General features: G+C 48.9%; 15 protein-coding genes. 14 read left to right on the top strand and 1 reads right to left on the bottom strand.

Features of this window, described 5'->3' with window-relative positions:
- Positions 1-2: 2 nt before the first annotated feature.
- Complete coding sequence (gene nadB / locus HZU75_RS00950) at positions 3-1589, bottom strand: L-aspartate oxidase (protein ID WP_180307365.1); 1587 nt, start codon at positions 1587-1589, stop codon at positions 3-5.
- Positions 1590-1753: 164 nt separating this feature from the next.
- Here nadB and rpoE point away from each other — a divergent pair, with 164 nt between their 5' ends.
- The 14 genes from rpoE (at position 1754) to HZU75_RS00880 (ending at position 12947) form a co-directional block, all read left to right on the top strand.
- On the top strand, positions 1754-2365 hold the full coding sequence (gene rpoE / locus HZU75_RS00945; protein ID WP_180307364.1) for an RNA polymerase sigma factor RpoE: 612 nt from the start codon (positions 1754-1756) through the stop codon (positions 2363-2365).
- A gap of 32 nt (positions 2366-2397) precedes the next feature.
- Positions 2398-2889, top strand: coding sequence for a sigma-E factor negative regulatory protein (locus HZU75_RS00940; protein WP_180307363.1), 492 nt, complete (start codon positions 2398-2400; stop codon positions 2887-2889).
- On the top strand, positions 2890-3867 hold the full coding sequence (locus tag HZU75_RS00935; protein ID WP_180307362.1) for a MucB/RseB C-terminal domain-containing protein: 978 nt from the start codon (positions 2890-2892) through the stop codon (positions 3865-3867).
- Between the two features lie 20 nt (positions 3868-3887).
- The gene (locus HZU75_RS00930; protein ID WP_180307361.1) at positions 3888-4358 is read left to right on the top strand and encodes a SoxR reducing system RseC family protein; all 471 of its coding nucleotides are present in this window, start codon (positions 3888-3890) and stop codon (positions 4356-4358) included.
- 16 nt (positions 4359-4374) lie between these two features.
- A complete protein-coding gene (locus HZU75_RS00925) occupies positions 4375-5778 on the top strand; it encodes a DegQ family serine endoprotease (protein WP_180307360.1) in 1404 nt (467 codons plus the stop codon).
- Positions 5775-6017, top strand: a complete 243-nt coding sequence (locus HZU75_RS00920) for a glutaredoxin family protein (RefSeq protein ID WP_180307359.1) — start codon at positions 5775-5777, stop codon at positions 6015-6017. Before HZU75_RS00925 ends, HZU75_RS00920 begins: the two co-directional genes overlap by 4 nt.
- Before the next feature lie 87 nt (positions 6018-6104).
- Positions 6105-7898 (top strand): translation elongation factor 4, encoded by a 1794-nt coding sequence (gene lepA, locus HZU75_RS00915; protein ID WP_180307358.1) that lies wholly within the window; start codon positions 6105-6107, stop codon positions 7896-7898.
- Between the two features lie 25 nt (positions 7899-7923).
- On the top strand, positions 7924-8883 hold the full coding sequence (lepB, locus tag HZU75_RS00910; RefSeq protein ID WP_180307357.1) for a signal peptidase I: 960 nt from the start codon (positions 7924-7926) through the stop codon (positions 8881-8883).
- A gap of 27 nt (positions 8884-8910) precedes the next feature.
- Entirely contained in the window at positions 8911-9273 is a 363-nt protein-coding gene (locus HZU75_RS00905; protein ID WP_180307356.1) for a DUF4845 domain-containing protein, read from the top strand.
- Between the two features lie 30 nt (positions 9274-9303).
- A complete protein-coding gene (gene rnc, locus HZU75_RS00900; protein WP_180307355.1) occupies positions 9304-10014 on the top strand; it encodes a ribonuclease III in 711 nt (236 codons plus the stop codon).
- Positions 10011-10940, top strand: coding sequence for a GTPase Era (era, locus tag HZU75_RS00895; RefSeq protein WP_180307354.1), 930 nt, complete (start codon positions 10011-10013; stop codon positions 10938-10940). The genes rnc and era overlap by 4 nt, the downstream gene beginning before the upstream one ends.
- 3 nt (positions 10941-10943) lie before the next feature.
- Entirely contained in the window at positions 10944-11690 is a 747-nt protein-coding gene (gene recO / locus HZU75_RS00890; RefSeq protein ID WP_180307353.1) for a DNA repair protein RecO, read from the top strand.
- Positions 11691-11751: 61 nt separating this feature from the next.
- Positions 11752-12492: a pyridoxine 5'-phosphate synthase gene (gene pdxJ, locus HZU75_RS00885; RefSeq protein ID WP_180307352.1), complete on the top strand. Its 741-nt coding sequence runs from the start codon at positions 11752-11754 to the stop codon at positions 12490-12492.
- An 83-nt stretch (positions 12493-12575) separates the two neighbouring features.
- Positions 12576-12947: a SpoIIAA family protein gene (locus HZU75_RS00880; protein WP_180307351.1), complete on the top strand. Its 372-nt coding sequence runs from the start codon at positions 12576-12578 to the stop codon at positions 12945-12947.
- The last annotated feature ends 11 nt before the right edge of the window (positions 12948-12958 follow it).

The following is a 12958-nucleotide window of genomic DNA, read 5'->3' as shown; positions in this document are numbered from 1 at the left end:
GGCTATTTTTTATTTTCGGGTATCAAAAGAGTTGGCTTTGAATTGGTGTCGATGCCTGGGTAATCACGACTATAGTGCAGGCCACGACTTTCCTTGCGTGCCATTGCGCAGCGCACAATCAATTCAGCAGTAATAACCAGATTGCGCAATTCCAGCAAGTCATTCGAAACTCGGAAATTCCGATAAAACTCGTGAATTTCACTTTTCAGTAATTCAATCCGGTGTAGTGCACGTTCCAGCCGTTTATTTGTGCGCACAATGCCGACGTAATCCCACATAAAGCGGCGTAGCTCATCCCAATTGTGCGAAATCACCACTTCTTCATCCGGATCGGTGACGCGGCTTTCATCCCATTCAGCGACATTAGGCAGCGGTTGCGGTGTTTGTTGCAAAATCGCGTGTGCTGCAGCTTTGCCCAGTACCATGCACTCAAGTAATGAATTGGAGGCCAGTCGATTAGCGCCGTGTAGGCCGGTGCAAGCGACTTCGCCCACGGCGAACAGGTTGGCCAGATCGGTGCGGCCATCTAAATCAGTCACCAAGCCGCCGCAGGTGTAATGCGCTGCAGGCACCACAGGGATCGGCTCTTTGGTAATGTCGATGCCGAGTTCCAAGCAGCGCTGATAGATATTCGGGAAATGCTCTTTCACAAAAGCGGCTGGCTTGTACGAAATATCCAGATACACGCAATCGTACCCACCGCGTTTCATTTCAAAGTCAATCGCACGGGCGACGACATCGCGTGGTGCTAACTCGGCACGCTCATCGTGGCTCGGCATAAAGCGGGTGCCATCGGGGAGACGTAAAATACCGCCTTCGCCGCGGACTGCTTCGGTAATCAGAAAGGACTTTGCGTGCGGGTGATACAGGCATGTTGGGTGGAACTGGATAAATTCCATATTCGAAACGCGGCAACCTGCACGCCAACCCATCGCAATACCATCGCCGGTCGCGACGTCAGGATTGGTGGTGTACAGATACACTTTGCCCGCACCGCCGGTGGCCAGTACAGTAAACGGTGCAAGTATCGTTTCGACGCGATCAGCGGTTTTGTCATAGACATAAGCGCCAACACAGCGGCTTGTGTCTCCACTGCGCTCAGTGATTAGATCAACAGCAATATGTTCTTCCAGTAAGGTGATATTCGGGTGTGCCGCGACCTTGATCGCCAGTGTGTCAATTACAGCCGCGCCAGTGGCATCGGCCGCATGGATGATGCGACGGTGGCTGTGGCCGCCTTCGCGCGTAAGGTGATAGCCCTGATAACTGGTGTCGCCCGATTCATCTTTGGTGAACGGAACGCCCATTTTGATGAGCCAATCAATCGCATCTTTCGAATTCTCAATGATAAAGCGTGTTGCATCGGTGTCGCACAATCCGGCGCCTGCAACATGAGTATCCTTGATGTGTAATTCAATGCTGTCGGAGTCATCTAGTACGGCAGCAATTCCGCCCTGCGCCCAGCCGCTACCGCCATCACGCAGCTCGCGTTTGGTGATTAAACCGACTTTCAATTTTTCTGCCAATTGTAATGCGATGGTCATGCCACCAAGCCCACTACCCAGAATCAGCACATCAAATTTGCGCATGCGAATTAGTCCTTTATTTGCCGCGGTGTCTTCACAGAGATGCAATACTATCAGAGCTGGCAGAACGCTGCTTTGCTGCAATTGCCGGATAGGCGCTTGTAATTTGCAGCTCTGCCCTGATAATGTCAGGGTGAAATGCAATTGATACCCATAGGAAGACAAGCTTGACACAGGTCACCGACCGCGATTTAGATCAGGAACTCGTACGCCGAGCTCAGGCAGGGGATCAGCGCGCCTTTGAAATGCTGGTAGTCAAATACCAGCGACGCATTGCCCGGCTGCTGTCACGCATGATTCGCGACCCCGCAGAGCTTGAGGATGTAAGCCAGGAGGCATTTATTAAAGCCTACCGTGCTTTGCCATCATTCCGTGGGGAGAGTGCGTTTTATACTTGGCTGTATCGGATTGCAATTAATACGGCGAAAAATTATCTATCCTCACTCGGCCGTCGGCCGATGATTGCTACAGAATACGAGGATGAAGAGGGTGAAACGCTGGATGCGGTAGCGCAGGTGCCAGATTTTCACACTCCAGAAACTGAACTATCCAATCGGCAGATTGTCTCTACTGTGAACGAAGCTGTGGATGCATTACCAGCTGATTTGCGAGAGGCCATTACGCTGCGCGAGATGGATGGTCTCAGTTACGAAGACATCGCTTTGGCGATGGATTGCCCGATCGGTACCGTGCGTAGCCGGATTTTTCGGGCGCGTGAGGCGATTGCTAATCGCTTAAGACCTTTGCTTTCCGAGGTGGGGAAAGATAAGCGATGGTAGCCCAACACGCCAATTCGAGTGAGGATTCAACGATGAAAGAAAAATTGTCAGCTCTGATGGATAACGAACTTCCCGCAGAGCAGTGGGGCGCTGTGCTCGATGCGGTAAAGCAAGATCCGCTCCTGCAGGCGCAATGGCAAGAATGGCACGCCACGAAAGATGCTTTGCAAGGATTCGCGCCGGTATCCGGTGATTTTATGGCCAAATTTTCGGCACGTTTGGCAGCCGAGCCGGTAGTGATTGCGCCAAAACGACTGGCAGAGCCCAGAGCTAAACGCTGGATGGTGCCATTAACTGCCGCGGCGTCGGTGGCTTTTGTTGGTTTGGCGGTTTGGCAATTTAGCATTGCTCCGGCTGCCGTACCGCAGCAAATGGCTAGCTTAAATGCCGTACCTGCTCAGCATGTGCAAGTCGATGCCGCAGAAGTGCGTGCCTATTTGGCTGCGCATCGTGCTGGTGTCGCCAATCCGATGGGGGATGATCATTTGGCTCAAGTCTCGTTCGAAGTGGGAGAGCAGCGCTAGATGTTAATGGCTCGCAGGAAAATTCGACTGGTGTGGCAGTCTGTGCTGTTGCTGTTCTGGGTGGCTAGTGCACAAGCAGCTGAGCAATTAAGTAAAGATGCTGCACACAAATTATTGGAACGTGTCGCTACTGCGGCCAAAAGTGCAACCTACTCAGGTACCTATGTGTACCAGTATGGCGAAGAGATTTCTACTTACCGCATGATTCATGTGCTGGATGGCGCAAATGATGCCGAGCGGCGCGAGACACTGGACGGGCCGCCACGTGAATATTATCGCCATGGCACGCAAGTTAGTATTTATCCTGCAGATCCGCAGCAAGCAGCCTTAGATCGACGTTATACCTCTAAATTATTCCCGCGGCAGTTGCCCGATCAGCCAGAAAAGCTACTGGTAGCCTACGGTGTGCAACTGTTGGGGCATGAACGTGTAGCCGGTCGAGATGCGACGGTGTATCAGTTAGAGCCGCTTGATCAATTCCGTTATCCACATCGCTTTTGGGTTGATGATGGTTCAAATTTATTACTAAAGTGGGTGGTTTTGGGTATGCGTCGGGAGGCAACACAAGCCTTCGCCTTTACGGATATACAGTTGGGGGGTAGTGTAGATCGCAAGCTGCTCAAGCCGACGCGCCAATTGCAAGCAGTGGTCATTGAAAGTAGTAATGGTGTAAGCACTTTGGCGCAGGAGCCAAACTGGGATATCAAAGCGCCGCCAGCGGGCTTTAGGTTGCTTAAACAAACCAGCAAAACGCTGCCAGGTAAAAACCGCACTGTCATTCATCATTTATACAGCGATGGTGTCGCCACGGTGTCGATCTTTATTGAGCCATTTCATCACCGGCTGCCGTTGGGCTTGGCTCATCAAGGGGGGACGCACTTGTTTGCTCGGCAAAGCGGTGCAAACCTGGTGACGGCTCTGGGGGAGGTGCCGGCCGTGACGGTGGAGGCTTTTGCTAACGTGTACAATGCGCGTTAAATTTTCCGCAGATCCACTTTATGATTGAAACGCAAGCTCAAGTAGTACGCACCGAAGGCAATTATGCCTGGGTGAAAATTCGCCCCCACACCCCTTGTGGTCATTGTGACCCCGAAAAAGGTTGCAAATCAGTTGCGATTACCCGCATGTTTGGTAACGCGCAAGAAAGCTACCGCGTGCACAACCCCCTTGCGGCTAAGCCTAACGAGCTGGTGACGATTGCCGTGCAAGAGGGGGCCTTGCTCTCTAGTGCCTTGTGGGCTTATGGGTTGCCCATGTTGCTATTGCTGCTTGGGGCAGTAATTGGTCATTTTATTGCTTCGAATAGTGAATTAGCCACTTTAGTCGGCGCAGCTTTCGGGTTTATTCTCGGTTTCTTTGTCTTGCGGCTGCTACCCAAAACTAATCTGCAGCCAGCGGAACCGGCCATTGTGGCCAAACATCCAACTGGACAGGTTGTCAAAACCTGTGAACTTAAACGTACTCATTGACCCAGAGGAAGGGACTATGCTGAATCGATTAATGCTCACAACAATTTTGCTTGGCGGTAGTGTTGCTGCTCTGGCGGCCCCAGCTGCGTTGCCTGACTTTACAACTATTGTTGAAAAAGAAGGCAAGGCCGTAGTCAATATTTCAACGACCGCTTCAATACGTGATGATGAAGCAGCTGCCCCTGGGGTGGACCCAGAAACGCTGGAGCTATTACGCCGCTTCGGCTTCCCAATGCCTCCCGGTGCGCGCGGCGGCCAGCCTCGGCAGCATCAGGCCCAGTCTTTAGGGTCGGGCTTCATCATTGATAGCAACGGCTACATTTTGACCAATGCCCATGTTGTGGCAAAAGCCGATGAAATTACGGTCAAAATGATGGATAAACGCAGTTTCAAGGCCAAGGTGGTTGGCTCTGATGCGCGTACTGATGTTGCTTTGCTCAAAATTGAAGGCAGTAATTTGCCCAAAGTCGATTTGGGTGATGCCAATAAATTAAAGCAAGGTGAGTGGGTGTTGGCAATTGGTCAGCCGTTTGGTCTAGATAATACGGTGACTGCCGGTATCGTTTCCGCTAAGGGCCGCAGCCTGCCTGATGAGAACTTTGTGCCATTTATTCAAACTGATGTAGCCATCAACCCCGGCAATTCAGGTGGCCCGCTTTTTAATATGAATGGTGAAGTGGTCGGTATTAACTCGCAAATTTACAGTCGCTCAGGCGGCTATATGGGGTTGTCATTTTCCATTCCAATTGATGTTGCCATGAAAGTGGCGGATGAGTTGAAGTCCAGTGGTAAAGTGACGCGCGGTCGGATTGGCGTTTCGATTCAGGATGTTAGCGAAGATTTGGCAAAGAGCTTTGGTTTGGCAAAAGCGACTGGTGCATTGTTGAGCTCAGTGGAAAAAGATGGCCCAGCTGAAAAGGCGGGCTTGAGAGCCGGCGATATCTTGCTCAAATTTAATGGCCAACCAATCAATAGCTCGGGTGAGTTGCCGCGAATTGTTAGTGCTGTCAAACCTGGCTCAAAAGTGCCGGTTCAGGTATGGCGTGATAAAGCTGCGCGCGATGTATTGATCACCGTAGGCCAACTTGAGGAAAGCGACAAAAGCACCGAGAGTCGTGAATACAAGGGCAAGAGCGATGATGCCGGCAAATTTGGCCTGACAGTACAGGATTTGAATGCCCGACAATTAAAACAGCTTGGTATCGGCTTTGGTTTGCTGGTGCGCGATGCGCAGGGGGCGGCTGCAAAAGCGGGTTTACAGCCAGGTGATGTGATTGTGGGTTTGGCTGGGCAGGATCTGACTAGCTCTGCGCAGTTGAAAAAAGCGCTGAACGATTTAAAACCGAATGATTCATTACCATTGCGGGTGCTGCGTAATGGCAATCCAGCCTTTATTGTGATGAAGGCACCGGCCAAATGATTCGTTTGAAGCTGTTTGGCCGTGAATACTGCAGCCTGTGCGTAAATATGCGTGAGCAATTACGTGCACTGGCTGCGGGGCGCTTTGAGTTAGATTGGATTGATATTGACGATATCGATGAACTTGAGGCGCGCTATGGTGAGTTAGTGCCAGTGTTGGCTGATTCAAATGAGCGGGAAATCTGTCACTATCATCTTGATGTTGCGGCATTGGATGCTAGGCTCGCCGATTTAGGCTAAAATCGCGGATTAACGCAATTCTCGGGCACGCGTGGCGTGCCCAATTTTTTATATTGAGTTGCTCTTTATACAGACTTGGCTGGACACATGGATCATATTCGTAATTTCTCTATTATCGCCCACATTGACCACGGTAAAAGTACCTTGGCGGATCGGTTTATCCAATTTTGCGGCGGTTTAGAAATGCGGGAAATGAGCGAGCAAGTACTCGACTCAATGGATATTGAAAAAGAGCGCGGTATTACCATCAAGGCGCAAACCGCTGCGCTTAATTACAAAGCGCGTGACGGCAAAGTCTACAACCTGAACCTGATCGACACCCCAGGGCACGTTGACTTTAGCTATGAAGTAAGCCGATCACTGGCTGCTTGTGAAGGCGCTTTGCTGGTGGTTGATGCCTCACAAGGTGTAGAAGCGCAAACCGTAGCCAATTGCTATACCGCGATTGAGCAAGGCGTTGAAGTGCGTCCCGTACTTAATAAGATCGACCTGCCAGCCGCCGATCCTGATCGCGTAGCACAAGAGATCGAAGATATTATCGGGATCGAAGCGACCGATGCGGTGCATGCTTCAGCAAAGTCAGGTATTGGCATAGAAGACATTCTGGAAGAGGTGGTCACGAAGATACCCCCTCCGAAGGGTGATATTGATGCGCCATTGAAAGCACTGATTATCGACTCATGGTTTGATAATTATGTTGGCGTCATCATGTTGGTGCGGGTGGTGGATGGTGTACTGCGCCCGAAAGATAAGATTTTGTTTATGTCGTCCAAAGCCCAGCATTTATGCGAGCAGGTCGGGGTGTTTACACCTAAATCGGTGCAACGCGAAATGCTCAAAGCTGGTGAAGTAGGCTTTGTGATTGCTGGCATTAAAGAGCTGGCGAGCGCCAAAGTCGGCGACACAATTACTACCGTAAAAACCCCGGCTGCTGAGCCTTTGCCAGGCTTTAAAGATGTGAAGTCGCAGGTATTTGCGGGCTTGTATCCGGTTGAAAGTCACGATTACGAAAAATTGCGCGATAGCTTGGAAAAGCTGCAGCTCAATGACGCTTCGCTGAACTACGAGCCGGAAGTATCAACTGCATTGGGATTTGGTTTCCGTTGCGGCTTCTTAGGTCTGTTGCACCTTGAGATCGTGCAAGAACGTCTTGAGCGCGAATTTGATATGGATTTGATTACCACCGCACCAACAGTGAAATACGAGCTGGTGCTGCGTGGTGGTGAGACGGTACAGATTGAAAATCCATCCAAATTGCCTGATCCATCCAAATACGACGAAGTACGTGAGCCGATTATTACCGCGACGATTTTGGTTCCACAGGATTATGTCGGTCCTGTGATGACGCTGTGTAACCAAAAACGCGGTAATCAGGTCAATATGCAATATTTAGGTCGTCAAGTGATGTTAACTTACGACTTGCCGATGGCCGAAGTGGTGATGGATTTCTTTGATAAATTGAAATCAGTATCGCGCGGTTATGCCTCACTCGATTACGATTTTAAAGAGTTCCGTGTTGGTGATTTGGTGAAACTTGATGTGCTGGTCAATGGCGAGCGAGTTGATGCCTTAAGTCTGATTGTTCACCGCTCAATGAGCCAGTATCGTGGCCGTGAGTTGGTGGCCAAAATGCGCGAATTGATTCCGCGCCAAATGTTCGATATCGCCGTACAAGCAGCGATTGGCAGCCAGATCGTCGCGCGCGAAACGGTGAAAGCCGTACGTAAAGACGTATTGGCCAAGTGTTATGGTGGTGACGTATCGCGTAAACGTAAACTGCTGGATAAACAAAAAGCCGGTAAAAAACGTATGAAACAAGTGGGTAATGTGGAGATTCCACAAGAAGCCTTCTTGGCGATTTTGCAAGTATCAGATAAATAAACACTCACAGCATTAGGGATATGGCATGAACTGGTTGTTGATTGGCGTAGTGTTGTTGATTTTAGGTCCGGTTTTGATTGGGGCTGGTGCAAAGCATGAGCGTAAAGGCACCGAGCCGCCGCAACTGGTTCAGTACGGCTACCTATCCATTGTGGTGGGGGTGTTTATTTTGATGGTGCAGTTCTTGTCAATCAGCACCGCGATGTTGCTATTCGTACTGATTACCGGCGTGATTTGGGCGCTGGATAAATTCATGTGGCAAAAAAAACGTGGCCAGAACCCAGTTGCCGATTGGGTAGAGTATGGCCGCGGCTTTTTTCCGGTGATTTTGGTGGTGTTCTTGTTACGCTCATTTTTAGTGGAGCCATTTCAGATTCCATCTTCATCAATGCGACCTGGCTTAGTCGTTGGTGACTTTATTCTGGTAAATAAATATGCATTTGGTTTGCGGATGCCGGTGACAAATCAGGTGGTGATCCCTGTGGGTAAGCCAGAACACGGCGATGTGATGGTATTTAATTACCCAGTTAACCCGCAGGTTAACTACATCAAACGTGTGGTTGGTTTGCCGGGTGATACGATTGAATATCGTAATAAAAAATTGACTGTCAATGGTCAAGCGGTGCCAATTGAATCAGCAGGTGAGCATAGCTATATTGAGCAAGGTGTTTATGAAGTGCGTAACCAGCAGTTTACTGAAACGATGGGTGTGCACAAATTTCATACTTTGAATATGGCCGATACGCCAACGTTGAGCTTATCTGAAGTGGGTGATTTCCCAGGTCGTGAAAATTGTCGTTATGATGAGTCTGGTTTTGTGTGCAAAGTGCCTGCAAATCAGTATTTTGCGATGGGCGACAATCGTGACCATAGTGCAGATAGCCGCTACTGGGGCTTTGTGGATGATAAATTTGTAGTGGGTAAGGCGTTCTTGATTTGGATGAACTTCAAGCATCTTGATCGTGTAGGCACGATGATTCGATAAAATTAGCGTATTGGCGGGGAAAATGAGATGAAAAAACAGCTCGGTTTGTCTTTTTTTGGCTTTATCATCGTAGCGATGTTTGTTGCGGTGGCTTTGATAACCGCGTTTAAAGTTGTGCCTACCTATATTGAGTATTTCAATATTAAACAGGCGGTTAGTACAATTCTGAACCAAAATAGTGGTGCAACACCGCAAGCAATTCGTGATGCTTTTGCGCGCCATGCAGATATCAGCGAAATTCATGCAGTCAAACCTGCTGATTTATTAATTACTCAAACTGGTGGTGTTACCACGGTGCGTGCCGATTATGAAAAGGTCGTGCCTCTGGTTGCAAATGTCAGCTTTTTATTCCAATTTGAAATTGAGAAAAAGTCAGGCTCTGCGGAATAAGGCATAACACCCGAAAATTAGGAATATATTTTGTCAGTCGTACTACCCGCCGAGCGCTTGCAAAAAGCGCTCGGTTATATTTTTTCTGAGCCCAAGCTTTTGAAGCAGGCTTTAACGCATCGCTCTTATTCTTCAACGCACAATGAGCGTTTAGAGTTTGTCGGCGATGGCATTTTAAACGCACTGGTTGCACGACGTTTGTATCAAGTGTTTCCGCAGTTCAGTGAGGGTGACTTGTCGCGTCTGCGGGCTCACTTTGTACGGCAAGATTCACTCGCTGTGATTGCCACTGAATTGCAGTTGGGTGATTACCTCTCATTGGGTGAGGGTGAACTCAAAAGTGGTGGGCATCGCCGTCCGAGTATTCTGGCTGATGCACTAGAAGCGGTGTTAGGTGCTATCTGGCTCGATGGAGGCTTTGATGAAGCCGCTAAAGTGGTTGAACAATTATTCGCCACTCGTATCGCTGAAGTTAACCCACTAGACGCGATGAAAGACGCAAAAACATCGTTGCAAGAGTGGTTGCAAGCGCGCAAGTTAGCATTGCCTCAGTATGAAGTTTTGCGTCAGATCGGTGAATCTCCTGATCAGATATTTGAAGTGTCATGTACTTGTGTAGAGCTTAAAGTTGCAACAAAAGCGGAAGGTACAAGTCGCCGCGCCGCAGAGCAGGAAGCGGCTGGGCGTTTACTGCATCAGCTTCGCCTACAACATCCCGGTAAAAAGGTAGCCAAAAAATGAATGAAGAAATCTTGAATGCACCTAGTGCGAATGGCTACCGTTGCGGTTTTGTGGCGATTGTAGGGCAGCCTAATGTGGGTAAGTCGACGATGATGAATCATCTGATCGGCCAGAAATTGAGTATCACTTCTCGCAAAGCCCAAACTACACGCCACCGAATTACCGGGGTGTTAACTTTGGAATCGGCTCAATTCGTATTTGTTGACACGCCAGGTTTTCAGACCAAGTATCGCAATGCGCTAAACCAAGCGATGAATCGCAGCGTGACGACGACCTTGGCCGATGTTGATGCCATTTTGTTTGTGGTCGAAGCCGGTCGATTTGGCCCTGCAGATGAAGCGGTTTTAAAATTACTACCCCGTGATCGCCCTGTTATTTTGGTAATCAATAAAGTCGACTTGCTCGATAACGTCGGCACGATGTTGCCGTTTATTGAAAAAGTGGCTGGGCAATTTAATTTTGCTGCGATTGTGCCCATCTCTGCGCAAAAATCTCAGAAGCTAGATGTTTTGCTCGAAGCCGTTGAACCTCTACTGCCAGAGTCTGTGCCATTGTTTGAGGCTGATCATCTAACAGATCGTAATGAGCGCTTCTTGGCGTCTGAAATCATTCGCGAGAAGATTTTCCGCATGATGGGTGAAGAGCTACCGTACGTGATGGCCGTCGAAATTGAAAAATTTCAGGAGGAAACATTAGCCAATGGCAAAGAATTGCGTCGTATCTATGCCGCGATCTTGGTTGAACGTGAAAATCAGAAAGCCATTTTGATCGGTAAAAAAGGCGAAAAACTGAAAAAAATAGCAACCGATGCTCGCATTGATATGGAAGCCATGTTTGACGCTAAGGTCTTCCTCGAGGTTTTTGTAAAAGTCAAAAGTGGCTGGGCTGACGACACGCGTTTGATTCGACAATTTGGTTATGAGTAAGTCATGGCGCGTGGTGCAGTAAAAGAACGAGTGGTCAAAAATCGGATTAATGATCACCCCGCATTTGTGTTGCACCAATATGCCTATCGTGAGACTAGCCGTTTACTGGATGTATTTACTCGCGATCATGGCCGGCAGACGATTTATGCCCGCGGTGTGCAGCGACCAGGCTCGCAGATTCGCAGTGTGCTGCTGAGTTTTCAACCTCTGTTGTTATCCTGGTTCGGCCAAGGCGAAGTAAAAACCTTGCATGCTGCGCAGTGGCAGCCTGGGTTGCCGCAATTAACTGGTTTGCCCTTATTGTGCGCGTTTTACTTGAATGAATTGTTGCAAAATTTGTTGCCAAAAGAAGAGCCTCACCCGCAACTTTTTGTCGCCTATTTTGACGCAATTAAAGCGCTGTCGAGCCTTGCTAAAGAAGGGGCTGCGGTAGAGCCGGTGCTCAGACTGTTTGAAAAATCATTACTTAGCGAGCTAGGCCTCGGTGTTGAATGGGCCTTAACCGCACAAGGCGGGTTGGCGATTGAACCGCAGTATCATTATCACTTTGTGGCTCAGCAAGGATTTAACCGAAGTGAGGCTGCAGATGCCTGCCCGGGGGCTCTGATTTTACAATTTGCACAAGATCAGATGCACGATGAAGCTTTGTGGCCATGGGCTAAAGTGTGGATGCGTCAATCCTTAGCTGCGGTGTTGGGTGACAAGTTATTGCATACTCGGCAGCTATTACTTGATTTACAGCGTATCTAGGGTATGTTTCTGGGCGGCTTGCTGTCTGAGTTGTATCTGTATATACATAATAGGGGTAGTTATGAAGCGCCATCTTCAACTTGGGGTAAATATTGATCACATTGCTACGGTTCGAAATGCCCGTGGTACTGCTTATCCAAGCCCAGTCTTGGCGGCTCAATTGGCCGAGCAAGCAGGTGCCGATTTAATTACCCTACATTTACGTGAAGATCGTCGGCATATTCGGGATGAAGATGTGCGTTTGATTCGTGCCGTAATTCAAACCCGCATGAATCTTGAGATGGCACTGACCGAGGAAATGCTGGCGCACGCACTTGAGGTTGCGCCACACGATGTTTGCTTGGTGCCAGAGCGTCGTGAGGAAGTCACTACTGAAGGCGGTTTGGACGTAAAACGGTATGCACAAATAACTGGGCAGTTTGTTCAGAAATTGAGCGATGCAGGGATTCGCACCTCAATCTTTATTGATCCTGACCTTGAGCAAATTAAATTAGCTCACGAGCTAGGTGCGCCAGTTATTGAAATCCATACCGGTCGTTACGCAGATGCCACGACACCTGCTGAACGGGTGCATGAGCTGCAACGTGTGCAGCAAGCAGCGCAATATGCTGCGGATTTAGGGCTGGTGGTCAATGCGGGTCATGGTTTGCATTACCATAATGTACAGGCTATCGCGCAGATTCCGCAGATTGAAGAATTAAATATTGGCCACGCTTTAATTGGTCATGCGCTGTTTGTTGGTTTGGACAATGCGGTGCGGGAGATGAAGCAGATTATGTATCAAGCGCGAGCTGTAAGCTAAAAAATGCTTAGGTTTTGCGCTGATTTAGCTCTAATCTTAAAGTAGGTGGCAAATGGTGCGTTGTGCATCGTTGAGGAGGCGCTATGATCAGCATTTCACACGAAGCAAACTATATTCATGTTGTGATCTTTGGGCAATTTACGTTACAAGATTACAAAGAGTTTGAAGACAACGTAGTATATGACATCAGTTTCCATGGCCCTACGCGTTTGCTGTTTGATCTATCGGAAATGACAGGCTACACGCTGGACATGGCATGGGAAGAACTGAGCTTTGCCAAAAAACACACGCAGGATTTTGAAAAGATCGCCGTGGTTAGCGATGATCAATGGGTGGTTTGGTCGGTCTGGATTAGCCGCGCAATTGCTGATGCCAATGTAATGGTCTTTGACGCGGTCGCCGACGCTGTAGATTGGTTTTCGGAACCAGCACAGGCTAGCGAAATTATCGAATAATACGATTGCTC

The organism is Chitinibacter fontanus (assembly GCF_013423785.1).
In the GTDB taxonomy this organism is placed as follows: Bacteria; Pseudomonadota; Gammaproteobacteria; order Burkholderiales; family Chitinibacteraceae; genus Chitinibacter; species Chitinibacter fontanus.
Note: the sequence above shows the minus strand (reverse complement) of the source record. Positions and strands in the feature narration are given on the sequence as shown.